General features: G+C 33.9%; 17 protein-coding genes. 12 read left to right on the top strand and 5 right to left on the bottom strand.

Going from position 1 to position 24,190, the window contains the following annotated elements; all coding sequences use genetic code 11:
- Positions 1–3: 3 nt before the first annotated feature.
- The 3 genes from Q0X14_RS05525 to Q0X14_RS05515 form a co-directional block, all read right to left on the bottom strand.
- Positions 4–1,752 (bottom strand): sodium:solute symporter family protein, encoded by a 1,749-nt coding sequence (locus tag Q0X14_RS05525; RefSeq protein ID WP_297843578.1) that lies wholly within the window; start codon positions 1,750–1,752, stop codon positions 4–6.
- 74 nt (positions 1,753–1,826) lie between these two features.
- Positions 1,827–3,269, bottom strand: coding sequence for a sodium:solute symporter (locus Q0X14_RS05520; protein ID WP_297843575.1), 1,443 nt, complete (start codon positions 3,267–3,269; stop codon positions 1,827–1,829).
- A 240-nt stretch (positions 3,270–3,509) separates the two neighbouring features.
- On the bottom strand, positions 3,510–4,832 hold the full coding sequence (locus Q0X14_RS05515) for a cyclic 2,3-diphosphoglycerate synthase (RefSeq protein WP_297843573.1): 1,323 nt from the start codon (positions 4,830–4,832) through the stop codon (positions 3,510–3,512).
- A gap of 238 nt (positions 4,833–5,070) precedes the next feature.
- On the opposite strand from Q0X14_RS05515, the gene Q0X14_RS05510 reads away from it, so the two are divergent.
- Together Q0X14_RS05510 and Q0X14_RS05505 are read left to right on the top strand one after the other, a co-directional pair.
- The gene (locus Q0X14_RS05510) at positions 5,071–6,531 is read left to right on the top strand and encodes a M64 family metallopeptidase (RefSeq protein WP_297843570.1); all 1,461 of its coding nucleotides are present in this window, start codon (positions 5,071–5,073) and stop codon (positions 6,529–6,531) included.
- Between the two features lie 77 nt (positions 6,532–6,608).
- Positions 6,609–7,382 (top strand): AMP nucleosidase, encoded by a 774-nt coding sequence (locus Q0X14_RS05505; protein ID WP_297843568.1) that lies wholly within the window; start codon positions 6,609–6,611, stop codon positions 7,380–7,382.
- A 151-nt stretch (positions 7,383–7,533) separates the two neighbouring features.
- On the opposite strand, the gene Q0X14_RS05500 is transcribed toward Q0X14_RS05505, so the two are convergent.
- Together Q0X14_RS05500 and Q0X14_RS05495 are read right to left on the bottom strand one after the other, a co-directional pair.
- Positions 7,534–8,193: a phosphatase PAP2 family protein gene (locus Q0X14_RS05500; protein WP_297843566.1), complete on the bottom strand. Its 660-nt coding sequence runs from the start codon at positions 8,191–8,193 to the stop codon at positions 7,534–7,536.
- Positions 8,194–8,228: 35 nt separating this feature from the next.
- Positions 8,229–9,164: a YitT family protein gene (locus Q0X14_RS05495; RefSeq protein ID WP_297843564.1), complete on the bottom strand. Its 936-nt coding sequence runs from the start codon at positions 9,162–9,164 to the stop codon at positions 8,229–8,231.
- A 234-nt stretch (positions 9,165–9,398) separates the two neighbouring features.
- Here Q0X14_RS05495 and Q0X14_RS05490 point away from each other — a divergent pair, with 234 nt between their 5' ends.
- From Q0X14_RS05490 to Q0X14_RS05445, 10 genes are all read left to right on the top strand, one after another.
- A complete protein-coding gene (locus Q0X14_RS05490; protein ID WP_297843561.1) occupies positions 9,399–11,240 on the top strand; it encodes a T9SS type A sorting domain-containing protein in 1,842 nt (613 codons plus the stop codon).
- Positions 11,237–11,758, top strand: coding sequence for a hypothetical protein (locus Q0X14_RS05485; protein WP_297843559.1), 522 nt, complete (start codon positions 11,237–11,239; stop codon positions 11,756–11,758). Before Q0X14_RS05490 ends, Q0X14_RS05485 begins: the two co-directional genes overlap by 4 nt.
- An 8-nt stretch (positions 11,759–11,766) precedes the next feature.
- Positions 11,767–13,926 carry a TonB-dependent receptor gene (locus tag Q0X14_RS05480; RefSeq protein WP_297843556.1) on the top strand — a complete coding sequence of 720 codons (2,160 nt, stop codon included), beginning with the start codon at positions 11,767–11,769 and terminating at the stop codon, positions 13,924–13,926.
- 60 nt (positions 13,927–13,986) lie between these two features.
- A complete protein-coding gene (locus Q0X14_RS05475; protein WP_297843553.1) occupies positions 13,987–15,066 on the top strand; it encodes a T9SS type A sorting domain-containing protein in 1,080 nt (359 codons plus the stop codon).
- An 18-nt stretch (positions 15,067–15,084) separates the two neighbouring features.
- Positions 15,085–15,849 (top strand): hypothetical protein, encoded by a 765-nt coding sequence (locus Q0X14_RS05470; RefSeq protein WP_297843551.1) that lies wholly within the window; start codon positions 15,085–15,087, stop codon positions 15,847–15,849.
- Positions 15,850–15,853: 4 nt separating this feature from the next.
- Positions 15,854–18,127, top strand: coding sequence for a YCF48-related protein (locus Q0X14_RS05465; RefSeq protein ID WP_297843549.1), 2,274 nt, complete (start codon positions 15,854–15,856; stop codon positions 18,125–18,127).
- Between the two features lie 73 nt (positions 18,128–18,200).
- Entirely contained in the window at positions 18,201–18,986 is a 786-nt protein-coding gene (locus tag Q0X14_RS05460; protein ID WP_297843547.1) for a TIGR02757 family protein, read from the top strand.
- 54 nt (positions 18,987–19,040) lie between these two features.
- Positions 19,041–21,605, top strand: coding sequence for an ATP-binding protein (locus Q0X14_RS05455; RefSeq protein ID WP_297843545.1), 2,565 nt, complete (start codon positions 19,041–19,043; stop codon positions 21,603–21,605).
- A gap of 123 nt (positions 21,606–21,728) precedes the next feature.
- Positions 21,729–23,753 carry an oligopeptide transporter, OPT family gene (locus Q0X14_RS05450; RefSeq protein ID WP_297843538.1) on the top strand — a complete coding sequence of 675 codons (2,025 nt, stop codon included), beginning with the start codon at positions 21,729–21,731 and terminating at the stop codon, positions 23,751–23,753.
- 67 nt (positions 23,754–23,820) lie between these two features.
- Positions 23,821–24,189 carry a PqqD family protein gene (locus Q0X14_RS05445; protein ID WP_297843534.1) on the top strand — a complete coding sequence of 123 codons (369 nt, stop codon included), beginning with the start codon at positions 23,821–23,823 and terminating at the stop codon, positions 24,187–24,189.
- Position 24,190: the final 1 nt, after the last annotated feature.

The raw sequence follows: 24,190 nt of genomic DNA, 5'->3' as shown, positions 1-24,190 counted from the left end.
AGATTATTTTAAAATTGTCTCCCATCCTTCTTTGGATAAATTTTTTGATATAACAATTACTGAAATAATAATCAGAACAAAATAAATTATTGATTCGTTATAAAATCCGAGAATAATTTTACCGATAGCAAAAAGGGAAGAGTAAACCAAAATTACTCCCGCAATCCAGTTAACAAACATCGAAAAGAAGTTTTGTTGTTTTGGAGAATCAGGAATTTTTTCAGATATTTTTGACCAGAGTTTTCCACCCGGATAAACTTTTCTGTAAAATTCAATTAATGTTTTTTCATCAGTTGGTTTTGTTAGAAATGTTACTACCAGCCAAACAATAGTTGTAATGGGTACAATTAAGAAAAGAGTAAATGGAAATTTGACCTGAAGAATTTTCAGAACAGGAAGAATGATAAAAGGAGTAATCATTGCAGATATTTCACTCCAGGCATTTATTCGCCACCAGAACCAACGCATTATTAAAACTAGTCCCAGGCCAGCACCACATTCAAGAATAAACTCCCATGCACCGGAAATTCGGTTTATAAAAAGTGTAATAATAACAGAAACGACCATCAGCAATAGGGTAACTAAGCGTGAAATAAAAACATAGTGTTTTTCAGAATTATCTTTCACTAAAAATCTTCTGTAAAAATCATTTATGATGTAAGATGTTCCCCAGTTAAGTTGAGTTGCTATTGTGCTCATATATGCAGCAAAAAAAGCAGCGATTAATAAACCCTTTAATCCGGTTGGAAGAAAGTCCTTCATAGCATAAATATATCCAAGACCTTTTTGATTTTCAGATAAACTTGGATATAAAACAAGGGTTGCTAATCCAACTATTATCCAGGGCCAAGGTCTTAATGCATAGTGTGCAACCTGAAAAAACAATGTTGCAAAAAGCGAATGCTTTTCATTTTTTGCCGACAGCATCCTTTGCACAACATAACCACCACCGCCAGGTTCTGCACCTGGATACCAACTTGCCCACCAGATTATACCAACATAAGCCAGAAATGATGAGAGAGATAAGACCATCTTTCCAGCTGCTTGATCTATCTCAGAAATAGCTGGAAAGAAGTTGAAAACACTTTCAGGTAATTTACTTTGTAGTTCAGCCATTCCTCCAATCTGTGGTGAATTAACAACGAGAATTGCAAGCACGATGCAACCTGTCATTGCCATAAAAAATTGAAATGCATCAGTAACAACTACTCCCCACAAACCCGAAAGTGCAGAATAAATTGCTACAATGAACATCACTCCAAATACATACAAGTAAACGATTGATTCATCAATTCCAAAGAATCCAGTTAGTATTGATATCATAGCTTTGTTAACCCAGCCTATGATTATTATGTTCATAATGAATCCGAGATATACTGCTCTGAATCCTCTAAGAAATTTTGCAGGTTTTCCTGAATATCTAAATTCTGCAAACTCAACTTCAGTCATTAGTCCGGCTCGTCGCCATAATCTTGAAAAGAAAAAGACTGTCAGCATACCACCGAAAGCGAAATTCCACCATAGCCAGTTGCCTGCAATTCCATTTTTTGCAACTAACTCCGTTACGGCTAAAGGTGTATCAGCTGCAAATGTGGTTGCAACCATTGATAAACCGGCAAGATACCAGGGAAGATTTCTTCCGGAAAGAAAAAATTCATTTGTGTCTTTTCCAGCTCGCTTATAAAAGTAAAAAGCGATGGAAAAGGAAATTATGAAGTAAAGGATAACAATCAGGTAATCAAGTAATTCCATATTTCATACCTAAAAAAATGGTATTAAAAATCTTTGTGGCTTCAAGTCTTTGAGGCAAAAATAATCGGCATTAGTCATTTATCAATAAACATTTTAAGTTTTGATAGCATGAACCCAAGAATAAGAACAGTAGCAACACCAATAAACACAAACCACGTCCACGCAACAAGTTTTAATATTATAAAAAGTGACACAACCAGAATTCCAATAATGAAAGATATCAAAGCAATTTTTTCATTTGCTTGTTTAATAAAAATTCCCAGTAAAAATGTTCCTAACATTCCACCAAAAGTAAATGATGAAATACTCAATGCGAGTTCAACCACAGCTTTATCGGTATTCATAAAAAAGAAAGCCGAAGCAACAAGTATCATCGTCCAGAAAATTGTGAATAGTCTTGAGTAACGCAGCTTAGTTTTTTCATTAAGTAAATTCTTTTTGTTATTAAGAAAAAGATCAATCATAGTAGAAGAAGAGAGAGAACTAATAGAGCCAGCAAGAGTTGATAAAGCTGCAGCAAAAACGCCTGCGATGATTATACCTGATAATCCCGTTGGGAGTTGAGTGATGATAAATTTTGGAAGCACTTCATCTGATTTGATATCCAATGTTCCATAAAAAGCGTAAAGTAAAAATCCTATGAAAAGAAATATCGCAAACTGAAAAATGATTATAATTCCCGATGTAGTTATGGCTAGCTGACTTTTTCGGAGGTTCTGCAAAGCGAGTAATCTTTGAACAATCAATTGATCAGTTCCGTGTGAAGCCATTGATAAAAATCCACCACCAATCAAACCGCTTAACAAAGTATATGGCTGTCTGAAAAAGTCATTCAATCCTTCTCCTAATCCGAAATTGATTACTGAAAGCTTTTGGCTTAGCAGGTTTGCATCAGAAAAAATATTTAAATCAATTTTATTGATGATAAAAATAATTATAACAATTGCTCCACCAAGATATATCATCATTTGAAATGCATCTACATATATGATTGCTTTCAATCCACCTATGTACGTATAAATTAAAGCAATTACACTTATTATCATTATAGCATAAACAGGATTTATATCAAGCAACAGATAAAGTGGAATTGAAGCAGCAAAAAGTCTTACTCCATCTGAAGCAACTCTTGTCAAAAGAAAAACTACTGATGCAAAAGTTCTGACTCTTCTTCCAAATCTATTTTCAAGATATGTATAAACTGTTGAGATTTCACCCTGATAATATTTTGGTAATAATATCAGTGCAACAGCAATTCTCCCAATCAAAAAACCAAATGTTAGTTGAAGAAAATTAAAGTTTGATTTGTAGGCAAGTCCGGGAATTGAGATAAAAGTAAGAGCGCTTGTTTCAGCAGCAATAATTGAAAAGCTGACTGCAAGCCAGGGAATTTTTTCTGCTCCAAGAAAATAATCTTTTATGGATTTTTGTTTTCCACCAGAAAAGATTCCTATCAGTGCAACGACAATTAGATAGGTAATAACAATAATTAAATCAGTTATCTGTTCAGGATTCATTAATCTAAATAGTTTGAAAATTTCCTTTCAAACATAAAACAACAGCCACGAATTACACTAATTTTCACAAATTATTTTCAAATATTTCAATTAAGTCCAACGGATGCCAGAGAGTTATTATTCCTTTCTAAAAAAAATAATGACGATTAATTTTTATTCGTGTTAATTAGTGAAATTAGTGGTAAAAAAAACCTGCAGAGAATTTTCTGCAGGTTCTTAAAAGAAGATAAAATGATTTTATTATTTGATTATTTTCTTTTCTCTTAAAATGGTTTCAACTGTAATTGAACCAATTTCCTGTAAATCATATTTAACGCGAGTGTGAGGTTTATTTATCTTTATGTATCTGCTTAAGTCAATTGGAGTTCCGATTACAACCACATCACATTTTGTTCTGTTGATAGTCGTTTCAAGATCTTTCATCTGTTGTTTACCATATCCCATCGCAGGAAGAAGTGTTCCAATGTTTGGATATTTTTTATAAGTCTCTGTAATTGATTTAACCGTATAAGGTCTTGGATCAACAATTTCTTTTGCACCCAGTTTTTGTGCAGCAACTGTTCCGGCACCATATCTCATTTCTCCGTGAGTTAATGTTGGTCCGTCTTCAACAACAAGCACTCTTTTACCTCTGATCAATTCCGGTTTCTCAACAGTTACAGGTGAAGCAGCTTCAATGATGGCTGCTTTTGGATTAACCTTTTGAATATTCTCACGAACTAAATTGATGTTAGATGCATCAGCAGAATCAATTTTATTTATGATTGCGCAATCAGCCATTCTTAATGAAGTATTTCCCGGATAATATCTTAATTCGTGTCCTGGTCTGTGAGGATCAACAACTGTGAAAGTTACATCGGCTTTGTAAAATGAAAAGTCGTTATTTCCACCATCCCAAAGAATTACATCAGCTTCTTTTTCAGCTTCACGAAGTATTGCTTCGTAATCAACTCCCGCATATATAACACCACCGCGTGCAATGTGAGGTTCGTATTCTTCTATTTCTTCAATTGTACAATTATGTTTTTTCAAATCAGCATAAGTAGCAAATCTCTGAACTTTTTGTTTAACTAAATCACCATAAGGCATTGGATGACGGATGGCAACAACCTTTTTACCGGCTTTGGTTAACACCTCAACAATTTTTCTTGAAGTCTGAGATTTACCGCAACCTGTTCTTACAGCAAGAACCGCTACAACAGGTTTAGTGCTTTTAACCTGAGTCTCAGCTGCTCCAAGCAATCTGAACGAAACACCGGCTGCGTTGACAATCGATGCCTTTGTCATTACATATTCAAAAGGAACATCAGAATATGAAAAGACAACTTCATCAACCTTTAGTTTTTTGATAAGCTCTTCGAGTTTTGACTCCTCGTAAATTTTTATTCCATTTGGATAAAGTTTGCCGGCAAGTTGTTTTGGATAGATTCGACCTTCGATATTAGGTATTTGAGTTGCAGTAAAAGCTACTACATTGTAGTCAGGATTGTTACGATAAAAAACATTGAAGTTGTGGAAATCGCGTCCTGCCGCGCCCATTATCAACACGTTCTTTCGAGCCATAAAAATACTCTCCTTTGATTTTTTAATTTGAGTTGTTTGATGAAAAGGTTTATGTTCATTTTTTATTAATCCTTAAAAATTTGTTGTTCAAAATTAAGGATTTCAGCGTTTACTTACCTAATTATTTTCAGCCACGAATTTCACTAATTATCACGAATGCTTTTAATTAATTAGTGAAAATTCGTGTAATTAGTGGCTTAGTTTCTTATTTTCACAAACGAAATTTCAGAGGTTTTTTATGCGTATAATAATTTTTCTTTTAATTGCTTCAGTTTGCTTTTCCCAACCAAATTCTGATTTTGATAAATACTTTCTTGATGAAACAATGAGAATTGATTATTTCCATATTGGCGATGCTAAATCAGAAATGTTTACGATTGATAAGATTTACAGATATGGAATCTGGGCGGGAAGTTTAACTAATCTGATTGATAATCTTAACAACGGGAAATATTATCATAAAATTTATGATGCTGCTTCAGGTAAACTAATTTACTCAAAAGGATTTGATACTTTCTTCGGTGAATATGCTTCGAGTGAAAATGGTTTGGCAGGAATTAAAAAATCATATCACGAATCAGCAATAATTCCATATCCAAAAAGCAAAATAATTTTTGCAATTGAGAAGCGAGATGAATCAAACCTGATGAATGAAATTTTCAGAACTGAGATTGACCCTGCAAGCATTTACATTATCAAAGACAAAGTCGTTGACTCCGATGTTGAAATCTTTAAACCGGTTTTTAACGGTGACCCTCACAAAAAAGTTGATGTTGTAATTCTCGCCGAAGGATATACAATTGAAGAAAGAGGAAAGTTCGCAGAAGACCTTGAAAGATTTGTTGGTTATTTCTTTGAGCAGGAACCATATAAATCAAATAAAAGTGATTTTAATTTTTATGGTGTATTCAAACCTTCGGAAGAAAGTGGAACTGACTTGCCCGGCGCAGACATTTTTGTTAACACAGTTCTGAATACTACTTTCTGGTCGCTTGGATCAGAGAGATATCTGATGACCGAAGATAATAAAACAATGCGGGACCTTGCTGCATTTGTTCCTTATGATGCGATTTACATTCAGGTTAATCATCCACGATATGGTGGTGGTGGAATTTATAATCAGTTCTGTACTTATACCACTGATAATCAGTTTGCAAAATATTTATTCATTCATGAGTTTGGTCATTCATTCACCGGACTTGCTGATGAATATTATACTTCAGATGTTGCTTACACAGATTTTTATAAACCAACAGTAGAACCAATTGAACCAAACATAACTGCATTGCTCGATCCAAAGAACATCAAATGGAAACATTTATTGAGTAAAGGAATTGAAATTCCAACACCTTGGGAAAAAGAAGAATTCGACAGGATGAGTTATGTATGGTTAAAGGAAAGAAATCGTTTGAACAATTACATTGCTGAACTCAAAAAAAACAGAGCACCTGAAGAACAAATTAAAGCTGCAGAAGAAGAGTATGCAATTAAAGATAAACTACAATCAGAAAAAGTTGATAAATATTTAAGAAGCAGTAAATATTGGGGCAAAGTTGGAGCTTTTGAAGGTGCTGGTTATCAGGCAACAGGATTATATCGTCCAATGCTTGATTGTATTATGTTCTCAAAAGGCGATAAACCATTTTGCAAAGTTTGTGAAGAAGCGATTAAAAAAGTTATTAAACATTATACAAATTAAAATTTCTTAGCGACTCTGCGACTTTGCGAGAAAAAATTCTAACTCAGTAGTGCAATAAGAAAGGACAAATTTGATTTATGAAAACAAAACTCGATATTGCAAAAAACTGGTTACCTCGTTACACCGGAACTCAGATTGACGAGTTTGGTGATTATATGCTGCTTACAAATTTTCATAACTATGTGGAAAGATTCGCAGAACGGTTCAATTGTGAAATTAAAGGTATCGGTAAACCAATGCAGACAGCAACAAACAGTGCTGGCCTTTCAATAATTAATTTTGGAATTGGATCGGCGAATGCCGCTACAATTATGGATTTACTTGTTGCAAGAGCACCTAAAGGTGTTTTGTTTCTTGGCAAATGTGGCGGACTCAAACACTCAACTGAAATCGGACATTTTATATTGCCTATTGCTGCAATCAGGGGCGAAGGAACAAGCGATGATTACAAACCAAAAGAAGTTCCAGCATTACCTTCATTCAAACTTCATAAATTTGTTTCAGATAAAATTGTTCAGAGAGGACTTGAGTACAGAACCGGAGTTGTTTATACAACCAACCGACGAGTCTGGGAATGGGATGAAGAATTTAAAAGTTATCTGCGGAAGCTTTCTACTATTGCAATTGATATGGAAACAGCAACTCTTTTCATTGTTGGATTAGTAAATGAAATTCCGCGCGGTGCGTTGTTACTCGTTTCAGATGTTCCGATGATTCCCGAAGGTATTAAAACTGAAGAATCAGATTTGATGGTAACTCAGAAATATTCGGATCTTCATTTGGAGATTGGAATTGAAGCAATGACTGATATTGGAGTTAAAGGAGAACCGATAAAACATTTTACTTATTAGAATGAATTGATTAATGCTTACCTTCGATAGGTGAGGTTGAATGGATGAATGACTGAATGACTACCTTCGGAGGGTGAAATTGAATGGATGAATGAATAAATGCCTAACTTAAGAAAGTTGAAATGAATGGTTGATTGAGTGAATGAAAATCTTATTCGGGATTTGAATTTTTGAACAAGATAAATTTGATTAAAGCAAACCAGCTTAAACCTAAAGACCAACCTGCAATAACATCGGTAACTGTATGACCACTTCCGGTTACTCTGGAAATTCCTACAATAATTACAATTGCAATTGCGCTGGTGAAATAAAAACTTTTCAATTTGATTGAATTAGCTGGCAATGAAAGAAAATATGCAATTGATGGATAAAGAACGGTTGAAATAAAAGTATGTCCGCTAGGAAAATTTGCAAGTGTTTCCGTGTAAAGTTCTTTGAATGTAACTGTTTCTCTTTCTGAATTTATATACTTCACTAGCACGATAAACATCAAAGAAATAATTACAGTGAAAGCAAACTTTACTGCATCATTTTTCCTATCTGAAACTAAGAGATAGAAAAAGAAAATTGTGCTGATAATAAAAACTATTTCTTTACTTCCGAATGAAGAAACATTTCCATTCAGATTCACAAACCATTCTGGTCCATATGAATGACTCCATTTGTTTGTGTAACCAAGCCAATTGTACAATAGTAATGAAACTTCAGCAGAGATTCCATCAAATACTCCAAATGAACTGAGCAAAAAGAAAAATATTCCTGTAACGAAAAAAATGATTAGGAGCTTTTGTTCTTTGCCGTATGCATTCAAAATTCGTCTTCCGGATTAATTATTTCTGATTGAAATTAAATTCTTCTTCTGAAACCCTCACCCATTACTTCGTGCACATTATGAATTGTAACGAATGCTTTCGGGTCAATCTTTTTTATTATTGAAAGGAGCTTGCCAAGTTCTTTCAAAGTAACAACTGTTACAATTACTTCACGATCAATGTTCCGATAAAGTCCTCGGGCTTTAATTGCCGTTGCACCACGACTTAAATCATTCATAATAGCTTGAGCAATTTCTTCATTCTTATCTGAAATTATATAAGCTGATCTTGCATAATCGAACCCATCAATTATAGCATCAACCAATCTGCTTGAAATAAATAAAAGAAACAGTGCATAGAAAGTTAAAGTAATTGCAGATCTTTCAACAGCTAATCCTTTCAGTTCAAGAACAAGTCCTGCGGTCATAATCACAAAAAAGTCAATCAGCATTATTGCCATTCCGGGTTTAATCCCAAATCTTTTTTGCATTATGGCAGCAACAATATCAGAACCTGCTGTTGTACCTTTAAATTTGAAAATAATGCCTAATCCAATTCCAAGAAAAGCAGCACCAAGCAGAATCAAAAACAAAAAATCATTTTGTTGAAGGTCTTTGATTGTTTGTGTATTCTGTAATCCTAAACCACCAATAAAAGGTACCTCACCTCTGAAGAAATCGATAAAAAATGAGTTTAATGTAAAACCATAAAATGTCCTTACGCCGAATTCTTTACCAAGCTCTTTGATTCCCCAGATATAAAGTGGAACATTAAGCACCCAAATCATTACACCAACAGGAATTTTATTTGAAGAAAGATAATGAATTGCCATTGATAGTCCGCTAACTCCACCGGGAACAACCTGTGCATCAACAAGAAAAACACCAATCCCAATTCCCATTATTGCAGCACCGATTGTGATTGCAATGTAATCAATAATAACATGCTCTTTGTAAAGTTTCTCTGTCATACTTTCTCCGGAATTTTAGTGTAAAAATAGAAAAGAATGGATTGTCAATTTGTGCTTTGGATAATTTCAAGTGTTTAAATCACTCGGTTAAAAAGATTTACTGAAAAAATGGATTGTTCTGCTTTTCGTAACTGAAAAAAGTATATCATTATTGTGATTTAAAAGTTAATTTGAAATAAAAATCATTTTGATTAAGATAGTAGTGAAAATTTCCCATCTTTATAAAGGGATAGCATGAAAACATTGATTATCATTTGTTGCTTCTCCATCCTTTCATACGCACAATACCTTAATGTTCGTGTTGATTCACCCACAAGCAATCAGCCAGAGGAAGTTTCAATTGCAATAAATCCGGTAAATCCAAATTATCTTTCAGCAGGAGCTAATATCAATCACTTTTTCAGATCTTCTGATGGAGGTTATAACTGGAGTACTTCATTTTTATCATCATCCTTTGGAGTTTGGGGTGATCCCGTTGTTGTTTATGATGAACTTGGATATTTGTATTACGGTCATCTTTCCAATCCACCTTTCCCGGGTTACTGGATTGATAGAATTGTTATTCAGCGATCAACTGATAATGGTCTAAGCTGGAATGATGGTGCAGGAATAGGTTTTCTGAGTCCTAAAAATCAGGATAAAGAATGGATTGCAGTTGATATGCACAGCAGTCAATTCAAAGGGAATGTTTATGTGTGTTGGACAGAATTTGATGATTATGGAAGTTCAAGTCCAAATGATTCATCAAGAATAAAATTTTCGCGCTCAACTGATAAAGGATTAACCTGGAGTAATGCAATAACAATAAGCGATCGAAGCGGAGATTGTATCGACAGCGACAACACTGTTGAAGGTGCAGTCCCTTGTGTTGGACCGAACGGTGAAATTTATGTTAGCTGGGCAGGACCACTTGGTTTGGTTTTCGATAAATCAACAGACGGAGGATTAACCTGGGGAACTGATATCTTCGTCAGCAATATCCCAGGTGGTTGGGACTTTGATGTATCCGGAATTTACCGTTGCAATGGCTTACCAATTACTGCTTGCGACACAAGTCAATCACAATATCGTGGTAACATTTATATAAACTGGTCTGATCAGAGAAACGGAACAAATAATACAGATGTCTTCTTTGTTAAATCAACTGACGGTGGAAATACCTGGTCATCACCTTTAAAGGTAAATGATGATAATACTAATCGTCATCAGTTTTTTACCTGGATGACAATTGATCAAACAACAGGAGCCATCTACATTGTTTTTTATGACAGAAGAAATACATCTGGCAATGCTACAGATGTTTATGTTGCCCGCTCAACTAACGGAGGTGAAACATTTACTAACTTTAAGGTAAGTGAATCTTCATTTATTCCATCATCAAATATTTTCTTCGGCGATTATACAAACATTGCTGCATTTAATAAAAAAGTTTATCCGATTTGGATGAGGTTGGATGGTTCTGCACTTAGTGTTTGGACTGCTATTATTAACGACTCACTTGTTTTCGTTCCTGTTGAACTTGAAAGTTTCACCGCTTCAAAACTCGATGATAAAAAAGTTCTTTTATCCTGGCAGACAGCAAGCGAAATAAATAACAGGGGATTCGAGGTTCAGCGAAAATTTCATAATTCTGATTATGTAACAATAGGATTTGTTGATGGAAAAGGAACAACTTCTGAAAAACAATATTATAACTTTACAGATACACCATTTGAGGATGGAGTATATTCTTACAGATTAAAACAAATTGACTATGATGGAAAATTTCAGTTCTCAAATGAAGTTGAAATAAACCTTCAGACTGTTAGTTTTCTTTTTCTCGAACAGAATTATCCAAATCCTTTTAATAACAGAACTGTACTAAGATTCGCAACAGCAGATACCAGATGGATTACTTTGAAGTTGTATGATATGCTTGGCAGGGAAGTTTTAACTTTTGTCAATGAAATTTTAGAACCAGGTATATACGAGAGAGAAATTAATTTTAGTGAGTATAGTTTCCCAACAGGAATGTATTTTTATGAACTTAACGACGGCAGATCAACTATTGTAAAAAAGCTGATTTACATGAAATGAAAAATTTTTTAACAATTGCTGTACTAATTTTAATTTTTTCTCTTTTATCCTGCGATCACGGTATTTCTCCTTTAGCTGAACAACCCGAAGTCTCCGGATTTGAGGGAACAATTTACTTTGTTAGTCCCTGGCCTGATAGCATCAAAAGAACTTATTTGGTTGTATTTAAAAATCCTTTACTTCAACCATCAGATTTTGTAATTACTAATCTGAAATATCTCAGCAACGAAATTCCATTCGGAGTGCAATCTTACAAATTCAGTTCACTTGATAGTGCGATTATTCCTGTTTCACCGGGTCCTTTTGAACCAGGTGAATATGCTTATGTTGCAGTTGCACACCAAACTACTGATGAATTATCGCTTGCAAGAAAAGACTGGTTTGTCTCGGGTATCTATTATACAAACAATGATACAACAAAGCCCGGAGTTCTTGTTATTGAGGAAAATAAAATTACAAGAAATGTAAACATAAGAGTAGATTTCAATAAACTTCCACCACAACCACCAGGCGGATAATAGAAATTATGAGCACAATCTTTTTAACATTCTTAATAATTTTTTCGTTTATAAGTTATTCACAATCATTCGAACTAACCGGGCGAATAACCGATCCGGAGTTTACTCCGATTCCCGGAGTTAATGTCTATCTTCTGAATACATCTTTTGGTGATGCGACTAACGAAAAGGGATATTTTCAAATTAAAAATGTTCCTGCCGGAAACTACGAATTAGAAATTTCTGCAATTGGTTACGCTAAAAAGCGACAGAAAATTTTCATCAACAAAAATATGAATATTGATTTTATACTTATTCCGGAAGCAATAAAAACAGATGAGATAATTGTTACTGCCGGAAAGTATGAACAAAAAAAATCCGAGCTTCCGGTAAGCACAGAAATTATTTACGGAACTAAACTTATCGAAAGAAATTTTCGCAATCTTGAATCAGCAATGCGTTTTGTTCCTGGTGTTAATATGACTGAAGACCAGATAAGCATTCGTGGCTCGAGTGGTTATAGTCGTGGTGCTGGTGCAAGAGCATTAGTTACAATTGATGGACTTCCTTTTTATACCGGCGACACTGGCGAAATAGTTTGGGAAATGATTCCAACAACTGAAATTCAAAGAGTTGAAATAGTAAAAGGCGCTGCCAGTTCTCTTTATGGTTCGTCAGCTATTGGTGGTGTTGTAAGTGCCATCACAAGAGAGATTTCAGCTTTTCCAAGAACAATGGTAAATGCTTATTATGGATTTTATGATAAACCATTCTATCAGGAATGGAATTGGTCAGATGAATTCAGACCATTTAATGGAGTTACAGTTTCTCATTCAAACTCATTTAATAATTTCGGATTAAATTTATCTTTAACGCGACTTGAAGATTTAAGTTATCGTCGGGATGATTTTTCAAAAAAGTATATTGGCTTTTTGAAAATGCAATATGTATTCAGTCCAAAATCATCATTGATGTTTTTAGCTAACTCATTCAATAAAAGAGCGGGAAATTTTCTTTACTGGAAAGATTCGAGAAATGCATTGATTAATTCTGATTTTGTTTCTGCAAACCGTATAGAAACAAACAGGTACTTACTTGGATTAGTTTATAAAAATCTTCTGAGTGATGAAACGATTTTGTTTATAAAAGGAAGTTATTACAGAAATAATTTTTCTGATAACTCAGTACCATCAAATATTTCGAATTCACATTTATACAGATTTGAAACTCAGGTTACTTCGGGTTTAAATAAAAATATTATTCTTACATCAGGCGCTGAAGTCATTCCATCAAAAGTAAACTCAAGTTTATTTGGAAATCCTGATGCAATAAGTGCTGGTTTATATTCTGTAGCAGACATTAATTTCGATTTCCCACTCATTGTTTCTTTGGGATTAAGATATGATTACGGTAAACTTGATTCGTTAGAATCTTCCGGTTCGCTTTCACCTAAAATTGGTTTTAACTATAAGTTATATGAAAATCTTATTTTCAGATCTTCACTCGGTACAGGTTTCAGAAATCCAACTCTTGCTGAAGCTTTTACTTCAACATCAACAAGTGGAATAACAGTTAAGCCAAATCCTGATATCAAACCTGAAAGAAATTTAACTATTGAATTTGGAGTAAACTATTCCTATCAAACTATATTCGAAATTGATTTTGCTGTATTCCAAAATGAATATTACAAAATGATTGAAGCAAGCGTTGATCCATCCGATGGTTTGATATTTTTTAACAATCTTCTGAGAGCAAGAATACAAGGTTTTGAAATCGGTTCAACTATAAACATCATTCCAGGAATTCTTAAATCAAATTTGGCTTACACTTTTTTGAATTCAAAAGATGTTGAAGAAGGAAAACCATTGAAGTACAGACCAAAGCATAGTTTCACTGGCTCTGTGGAATTTACAAACTGGCATTTTGGATTGGGAATTTTTTTCAGATATCAAAGCAGAGTTGAAGAGATTGATAATGAACTTATTGATTTGGGAATTGTTCGCGACGGTCAATTGCGGGTTTCCATTTATCAGACGGATGTCAGTTTAAGTTATGATTTAATATCATTTGGATTGCCTGCAACGGTTTATTTTAATGCTAAAAATATTTTTAATTATAATTATGTTGAGCTGGTTGGTAACCTTAAACCGATTAGAAATTTTTCATTCGGATTTAATTTAATCTTATAATAATTTTAAGTAAGTAGGTTTTAATCCGATTAAAATATCCCAACATCACGAGGTAAGCTTATGAAAAGATTTTTATTGACAATTTTTTTACTAATTAGTACTTCAGTTTTTCCTCAGCAAGCGAGTGATTATTTCCCATCAGCAACCGGCTATTTGTGGAATTATCAGGTAACACCATTGGATTCACTAAATAATCCTCTTACAAATCTTACTTTCTTCAGACAGGACTCTTTTGCTCTTGTTCAATCATATCAGGGCAGAACTGCCAATATTGTTCTTTCCAAAGAAGGACCTTTGCAAACAATTCTTTTGCAGTCATACACAGATTCTATTTTCTATAGCTTTCAGGGAACAGATGGTTATGAGTATTTCAGTGTTTCGGGTATTGAAACTTTCCTGAATCAATTAGATTCACTTGGATTAGATCCTAATTTTAACTTTCTGAATTTTTTCAGATCACTCCAGGACTGGTATTCTGTTTACAGATTCGCCGCTAACACTGGAACAAGATATACGCTTCTTCAAAAAGACACATTAATTTCAACATACAATATCAGATTTAAATATTCTGCCGTAAGAAATAATGATCAAACCATAAACACAGTCTTAGGCACATTCGATTGTAAAAAGTTTACAACGCAATGGGAGTTCTCTTATTTGTTAGGACCAATTCCTATTCCGTTATTTTCGATAGAAGATACAAACTGGATTGCACCAGGCAATTGGTTAGTGAAAGCATATCAACCATCAAAAGGAGTTGATTTATCTCTGCTCGGAATTCCACCTTTCTATATTCCCGGAAGAACAATTGATGTAATTGATCAAATAGTTGGTGTGGATGATGAATCATTAGTAGTAAATGAATTTAAACTTTACCAGAATTATCCAAACCCATTTAACCCAAGCACAAAAATCAGTTGGCAGTCGCCAGTAGGCGCTCATCAAACATTAAAGGTTTATGATGTTCTTGGAAATGAAATTGTCACATTAGTGAATGAATACAGAGATGCAGGAAGATATGAAGTTGAATTTCCTAATGTAGAGACAAGGCATGCCTCGTCTTTACCAAGTGGAGTTTATTTTTACAAACTGCAGGTTGGCAACTTTGTCGAAACAAAGAAAATGATACTGATAAAATAAATTATAAACGAAGTAAATATGAAAATATTTATAATTAAGCTAATATTAGCCGGACTTTTATTCCTTATTATTAATTCTTGTTCAGATAATATTGTTAATGAACCCAGAGAATCTTCCGGAGTTTTGGGAATGGTTGTTGATACCGCTGGTAAACCAATCCCAGATGTAAAAATCTACTGCTTATACTGGTATGATTACTATCCTATCTATCCAAACCTGAATAAAGAAAATTTCAAATTTTTTACTCCTGGTTCATTTGATTTTGAACTGAAGCAAAATTTCCCAAATCCCGTTCAGAATTCAACATTTATAAGATTTTCATTACCATATGATTGTGATATTACATTAACTATTAAAAATAAAATTTCCGGTCAAATTGTTTATAGCTTGAATGGAACTTATGCCTATGGATTATATCAACAATACCTTGGTGATATTGTAAGTAACCAGCAGTTGGAAAATGGTAATTATATCATAACTCTCACTGCCAAAGGAAGTTTAGGTCAGGAATTAGTTGCAGAGAAAAATTTATTTGTAGTAAGTATCTTTGGGCAGCCGAATGCAATAACCGAAAGAAATGGTTCCTACTTTTTTGATTACCAAAAAGCTTTTATTAATGATACAGTTTTCATAACATATGTCGAAGATGATCCTTTCCCAAAGCAAATTAATAACAGAGTGTATTTGTATTTTATTAAGGAAGGATATTTCCCCTCGATTATTAGTGTAGACTTAATTTCAAATTTTCTTTTACGAAGAGATGTAATACTTTATAAGGAATAAGAAGATGAGAAATTTAATATTTTATTTTGTTCTATCTTTATTTATATCATCAACTTATTCCCAATCCAGTTGGAATTGGATTTCTCCTGAACCACCAAATAAAAGAGTGTATTCGTCGGTATTAGTTGATGGCAAAGCTTTCTTATGGTGTGAGGATAATTGTGTTATTAAACTTGATACTCGCTCTGAAAGCTTTGAAATAATGCCTGTTTATGCCAAACAAAATAATTCCTCGCTCGGCGATTTTACTGAACAGGGGATTGCCTTTATTGATTCTATGATTGGTTATATTACTGATATCTCTAAAGGAGAATTCAGAACCACAGATGGAGGGAAAAACTGGAGTATTAAATCGACTCCAGGTTCGACCAGCTATTTAGTTACCTTTGGTTCAAGAAACAGAGGTTGGAAATTAGGCCCAAATGGATTTTTCATTACTAATGATGCTGGTCTCAGTTGGACTTTGACTCCGAGTCCACCTTTTTTCGGTGGGTATGGTTATTTTTCAAAAATCTTTGCTTTGAATGAAAATCAAGTTTGGGTATTGCGAAGTTTTCACTTTAGCGGAGATGAGGGTTCTATTTATTATAGTTCAAATGCAGGTTATAACTGGCGAAAAATTAATACCGGTCTCAATTCAAGTGTCTCTCATCAGGTTCGATATACAGATATAAAAATTAATTCATCGGGAATTGGTTTTGCAATAGGAAATATTACGAAACCAGATAGTAATGTTGTTTTTAGCTTTATTCAAAGAACAACTGATATGGGAGTTACTTGGTCAATAGTCGAATTTCGAGATGGAATTTATAAAAATATTATATCTATTAGTGATAGTGAATGGATTTTCCTTGGACACAATCCTGGTATTTTTTCTACAGAAAATACTGTTATTCAGAGGAAAACTACCGACCTTGGGCATACTTGGAGTTACTCAGAACCATTAACAGATTTTCATAGTAATTCTTTTTTTTATTCTTCTTTATTTTCAGATGACAACCAAACAATTTACGTATTTGCAAGTTCGGGAATTTTCAAATCTGTGGATAAAGGTAATACTTATCAGAAAATAACCTCAGAAAGGGATATTTTTTTAAGTAATGTTGTTTTTGATTCTAAACCAATCAATGCTGATAGTCAATTAGGTGTTGCTTATAGTAAATGGTATGGCAAGAATTACTTGTTGACAACAAATGGAGGATATACCTGGCACAAAAAATCTCTCCCCAATGAATTTGGTTATATATGGAAAGTGGGAATTGCAGAGAATGTTATTTATATGATAATCGAACAAACCAAAATAATAAAGTCAACTGACTTTGGAGCAACCTGGATTCAGTTAACTCCACCGGTTTACTACACCGGACTACAGGCATTGAGTGTTTATAACAAAGATATCATTGCATTTGCAGCATATAAAAATTTAATTTCATCCACTGATGGTGGCAATTCTTGGATAAAAGGACCTTTATTATCAAATGTTTTCTTTACAAGCACTAACATTGTAAGTCCGGGAAATATATTTGGTGTAGGAATATATTTTACAAATTCTACCGAGCAGGGATTTCTACTTAATTCTTATGATTATGGACTCTCCTGGCACTTAATTGATTATGAAAGCAGAGTGGAAAAAATTCAGATGCTTAATGAAAGAACTGGTTATGCTTTATCAAAAAATAAATTACTTAAAACAACAAACTCAGGAAAATCCTGGAGACCAGTTCTGGACTCTTATGAAGATTTAATATTAGACAATTTTATTTTTTTAGATTCAGTTAAAGGAATTGTGAATGAAAAAGATAAATTTCATTCAACTACTAATGGTGGAGCTACTTGGGAAAGGGATTACCTGAGTATGCCAATTAGTACAATGACTGATATGACTTTTAATGCAAAGGGAGATTTATTCGTAATCGGTAAAGGATCTATGGTTATGATTCCGTTTGGCTCAGGACCAATACCAGGTTCAAAAGAAAATTATGATAATATAACCAATCTGGATTTCAATCTATTTCAGAATTATCCAAACCCATTCAACCCAAGCACAAAGATCAGTTGGCAGTCGCCAGTAGGCGGTCATCAAACATTAAAAGTTTATGATGTTCTTGGAAATGAAATTGTCACATTAGTGAATGAATACCGAGATGCGGGAATATATGAAGTTGAATTTCCTGATGTAGGGACGAGGCATGCCTCCTCTCTACCAAGTGGAGTTTATTTTTACAAACTGCAGGTTGGCAACTTTGTCGAAACAAAGAAAATGATTTTATTGCGATAGAGGAAAATAATATTGATTCAAGAAAATAGGTCAGGTAAATCCTGACCTATTTTTATATCTTGCATTTAACAATATGAATAGACTTAAAACAAAACTGGAAAAAATCTACTCTGAATATTCAAAGCTTGAAAATACTTCTGATCCGCTTCATTTAATTCATCAATTAAAAGATAAAAAAGATATTGAAGTATTTGCTTTTCTTGCTTCGGTTTTTGCTTATGGAAATATCAAACAAATCAATAAAGTATTGTCTGAATTCCTGAGAGCATCGGATAATAAACCTTATAGATTTGTTCGAACATTTTCACAAAAAAATAATTTCATTGTTAAGCATAGATTTTATTCTGAAAGTGATGTCCGGAATTTAATTTCTCTTCTGCAATTCATTCTGAAAGATTATGATTCACTCGGAAATTATTTCAAGCAATTTTATTCTGATGAACATTCCACTGTAAAAAAATCTGTTTCGGGATTTTCAAATTCATTATTAAGCATTTATGAGAATAATTTCGGTGAGGCAAGCCAGGGAATAAAATTTATGTTTCCAATTCCCGAAAAAGGAAGTGCCTGCAAAAGAATGAATTTGTTTTTGAGATGGATGGTAAGAAAAGATAATCTCGATTTTGGATTATGGGAATTTGTTCCTCCGAAAAAACTCATCATTCCTGTTGATACTCACATTGCAAAAATTTCACATCGGCTTGGTTTAACTGAAAGAAAAAATGTTACATGGAAAATGGCTGAGGAGATTACCAATAATCTTAGAAAATTTGATAAAGATGATCCGGTAAGATTTGATTATGCACTTTGCCATTTTGATATGATAAAAGAAAATTCTGATTATTCAATTAAAATCTGATTGGAAGATTATAGTTAAACTTGTTATTATTGCACAGTCGGAAAAAGGTTTATTATGTCAGAACAAAAATTTCCCATAAAATATTTCCTCATCTTTCTTGCAGTAATAATTGTAATCATTATTTCAGGATATGCGTTTTACAATTCTGCAAAAAAGGATATTGAGCACGAATGGAATCAACAGATAAGTTCAATCAAAGAATTAAAGCTTCAGCAAATAGAAAAGGAACAGTTTCAACGAATAAAGATAATTGAATCTTTCATTAAGAATACTGCAATCTCACAATTACTTTCAGAAATCATAACTAATTCTGCTGACACAACACAAATTCAAAAAGCAAACAGATGGATAAAGGAATTACAAACAAACTTTGCATTTGGTGATATTTATCTTCTTGATTCAAACGCTACAATTATTCTCACAACAGATCAGGAAAGAAAACTTCAGCGAAGTTTTTTAAGAGAAGAAATTAAAATTGTTGCAGGAAAAGATTCAGCAAGCGTTAGTAACCTTTATGTGAGAGATAACAGAAATTTACTTCAGGCAATTGTTCTTCCACTTAATCGAAGCAATTCGAGAATTGGTTATTTGTGGGCTGAAGTTTCATTCTTCGAATATTTCTATCCGATTTTATTTTACTCGCAAAAAGAATATGACAAAGCAGAATTTCTTCTAGTCAAGAAAAACGGGGATATAGGATTTCTTCTCAAAAATTTTATTGGTGATTCCAATCAGGATATTCAAACAATTCCACTTAAAGAGGAAGAAAGAAAAGCTTTTCAGGATGCAGCACTAAAGGAAGATGAAGTAAGAGAGCTTCAATTCGGCAATCAATCAATGTTTGTGTCAGTTCGATCTATTCCCGGCACAGATTGGTTCCTTGCTGCAAAAGTAGATGAAGGCACTGTTGTAAGTTCAGCTAAAAATATTGCAACAGCAATTATCATTGTTGTGATTTTATTAATCATTCTTGCTGCAGCACTCACTTATGCTGTTTGGAAACGCAGCACTCTGGATTACATTCAGAGAACATTAAAGTTAAGAAAAGAAAAAGATGAACTTTCCGAGCGTTACACTTCGCTTACTAAATATGCTAATGATGTGATAATTACGATAAACAAAGATGGAAAAATTCTGGAGGCAAACAGAAAAGCTTTTGAAATTTATGGCTACAATCACGCTGAATTAATTGGAAAAAACTTTATCGAATTAAGTAACAATCGTGAATTTGATCTTAAAAAAATTGAAGAAGCAAGAATTAATGATGAAGGTATTCTGTTTGAATCAACTCATCGTAAAAAAGATGGAAGTAATATTCCGGTTGAGATAAGTGCAAAGCATATTAATCAGGATGGCGAAAAAATAATTATTGCCATTATAAGAGATTTTACAGAGCGAAAGAAACTTGAATCTGAATTAATTCAGGCAAAAGAACATGCCGAAGAGATGAACCGGCTTAAAACATATTTTCTTGCAAACATCAGCCACGAACTTCGTACACCGATGAATGGAATTTTGGGATATGCAGAAATGCTCATGATGGATTTGAATGATCCAAAACTCCGTGAAATGGCTTCAATGATTTTCAAGAGCAGCAGAAGATTACACGATACTCTTGATTCGCTTATTGATTTATCCAAATTGGAATCTCAGGTACAGAAACTTGAGCTTGAGAATATAGAATTAGTTACAGTGCTTGAAGATATTAAAGCTTCATTTGAAGGTTTTGCAAAAGAAAAAGGATTATCATTAACATCGGAACATAAACATCCAAGAATATATTTCAGCACTGACCCAAGAATCTTTAACAAAATAATTTCGAACATTCTTAGCAATGCAATTAAGTATACTTCAAAAGGCGAAATCAAATTATTAACTGATTTCAGAGATGGAAAAATTATTATTAAAATTTCTGATACTGGAATCGGGATTTCTGCAGATAATCTCAGCAAAATCTTCGAACCATTCCGACAGGAGAGTGAAGGATTTAACCGAAAGTATGAAGGTACAGGAATAGGTTTAACGCTTACCAAAAAATTTGTTGAATTACTTGAAGGCAATCTTGATATTGATAGTGAAGTTGGCAAAGGAACAACTGTAACTATAACATTACCAGTAAGAGAAACTAAAGAAGTTTCCAAACCTAAGGTTGAACAAAAACCAGAAATCAAAGAACCGGTTAAACCTCAGCCAATTAAAGAAGAAAAGATTGAATTACATATCGAAAAGAAAGAAGAAAAAATTCTTCCCAAAGTATTATTGGTTGAAGATGATGAAGTTAATTCAAGACTGATTAAAATAATGCTCGAAGGAAATTTTGATATCACCTGGGCTTTTGATTCTTCAGAAGCATTGTCGTTAGTTAACAGTTTTTCTTATGATATAATTCTGATGGATATAAATCTTAAAGGTGAACTAAACGGAATTGAGACCACAAGAGAAATCAGGAAACTCGAGCAGTACAAAGAAATTCCCATAATTGCCGTAACAGCTTATGCTATGCACGATGAAAGAGAAAAAATACTAAACAGCGGATTTACGGGATACCTATCCAAACCTTTCAAGAAAGATGACCTTATTAGAACTCTCAATGATGTTCTGATAAAAAATATTTCCTGAAAAAGTCAAGAAATAAAGCTGTAATTATTGAGAAAAAAGAAAATTCCTTCTTAAATTTCGCAAGTTCTTTTTTACGAAAATCAATCCAAAATAAATTATTTGCTCAGTAATAGGAGAAAAAGTATGTCAGAGCAAAAACGATTTGTTCCTTTCGTCTCACCTGAAACCAATATGGCCGAATTTACTATCCGCGCACTTGTTATTGGTTTAATTATGTCAGTTGTTCTTGGAGCAGCAAATGCATATCTCGGATTAAAAGCAGGTATGACTATAGCTGCAACTTATCCTGCTGCTGTAATCGGAATGGCAGTTTTAAGAATCTTTAAAGGTTCAATTCTCGAAGAAAACTTTGCAAGAACAGTTGGTTCGATTGGCGAATCCGTTGCTGCCGGCGCAATCTTCACTATTCCAGCCTTTATGATTGCAGGAGTCTGGCAGGAATTCTGGTCTGTTCGTCATTATCTTGAAGCAACTGCAATAATGTTTGTTGGTGGTGTAGTCGGAATTTTGTTTGTTACAATACTCCGCAGAGTAATGGTTGAAGATCGTGAACTTCCATTTCCTGAATCTGTTGCAGCTTCAGAAATTCATAAAGCAGGAAGATCAGGCAAAAGCGGGGCAAAGTTTTTATTCTGGGCAATGGGTTTGGGTGCTTTAATTCAAATCCTTAAACAAGTTCAGTTCTTTGCTGCTTCCTGGGAAAAATTCATTTACTTCGCAAAACAAAAATTATCTTTCTCAGGTGGTGCTTCGGTTGAAGCAAGTGGTGGAGCATTATTAAGCACTCCTGGAGTAAGTCCTGCATATATGGGAGTTGGTTATATTATCGGACCAAACTTAGCTGCACTTAACTTTACCGGTGGATTACTTGCCTGGGGTTTATTCGTTCCTTTGCTTTTATATTTCTTAGGTCCGGAACTTCTTTCTTCATTGCAGGCAAATGGTGTTACCGAAGTTACTGATGAAACCTGGATTGGATTGGCAAATCAGGTGTGGCGTTCGATAGTCAGACCGATTGCAATTGGTGGAATGTTAATGTCTGCTGCTTATACTTTATACAGAATGAGAAAAAGTTTAGGTGCCGGATTAAGTCGTGCAATTGGTGATGTTAAAAAAGCTGCTGCAGGTTCTTCTCACGAAGAAGTCAGAACTGAAAAAGATATGCCTTTCAAATGGGTTTTCATCGGATTGATTCTTGCATCGGTTGCTACTTTTATAATTTATAATTACTTCTCGGGTGATGTTGTTGCAGCATTGGTTGCTACAATTGTTATGATTGTTGCAGGATTTTTCTTCGCTGCAGTTTCGGGTTACCTTGTTGGATTAATCGGTTCAAGTAACAACCCAATTTCCGGATTAACAATATCAACACTCATCGTAGCAGCAATTCTTATGGTTGCTCTGGGTGTTACAGGAATGCCGGGAATAGCTGCTGTACTTGGTGTTGCTGCAGTTATTTGTGTTGCTGCTGCAGTTGCAGGTGAAATGTTACAAGACCTTAAAGTTGGACATATTCTCGGTGGTACTCCGTGGAAGATGCAGGTTGGTGATTTATTCGGTATTCTTCTTTCAGCAGCAGTAATGTTTTTCCCATTGTTAATTCTTCATCAGGGAGATATTAACACTGGTGGAACCGGATTGGGAGGTAAAGCTTATCCTGCACCACAGGCAAGTTTAATGGCAATTCTTGCTAAAGGAATTGTTGGTGGTGATATGGCCTGGCCATTAATTATCGTTGGAATTTTAATGGCAATTGGATTTATTCTTCTGAAAGTTAAAAGCCCAATGTTGGTTTGTGTAGGAATGTATCTGCCACTCGAAACATCATTCGCAATTTTCATTGGTGGTTTGATTAAAGGTATCCTTGATAAAATTTCAGAAAAAAGAAAATTAAATGACGCTCAGAAAGCAAGAGTTGAAAACAATGGTGTTCTTCTTGCTTCCGGTCTTATTGCTGGTGAAGCATTGGTAGGATTATTATTCGCGTTCTTTGCAGTTGTTGAAATTCAGACTCCAAGAATTTTCGAAGCTCCTTCATTCTTGGTAAGCTTATTAGTTTTTGTAGTGGTAGGTTATGTCTTGATTTCAACTCCGTTAAAGAATGCAGGCAGACCTGATGAACCCGCACCTCCAAGTGCAATGGCTTAATTAATTTTTCAAACTGCAGAAGAGAATTAAGATTTTCTTCTGCAGTATTTTTCTATTTATTCGGATTATGTTCAAAAAAAATAAAAATCTTACTGAAGTTAATTACTTAGAACTCACACCGATAAGAAGTTATAATCATATTGAGGAGGAAGAAAATAAAGTTTCGGTTTTGGTTCCCAGATTTACAAATAAATTTTTAGTTAAGTATTTAGTACCAAGATTAAAATCTCCGGATATAAAAGTTAAACTTGATAAATTTGGTTCAGCAGCTTGGTTAAAAGCTGATGGAAACAAAAATGTTCAACAGATTTGTAATGAATTACTTTCTGAATTCGGAGAAGAGATAAATCCTGTAGTTGAACGTGTTACAAAATTTTATACTCAGTTATATCAATATCAATTCATAAGTTTCAAAGAACTAAAAGAAAGGAAATAAG

This window comes from Ignavibacterium sp. (genome assembly GCF_025998815.1).
Taxonomy (GTDB): domain Bacteria; phylum Bacteroidota; class Ignavibacteria; order Ignavibacteriales; family Ignavibacteriaceae; genus Ignavibacterium.
This window is presented reverse-complemented; position numbering and strand designations above follow the sequence as displayed.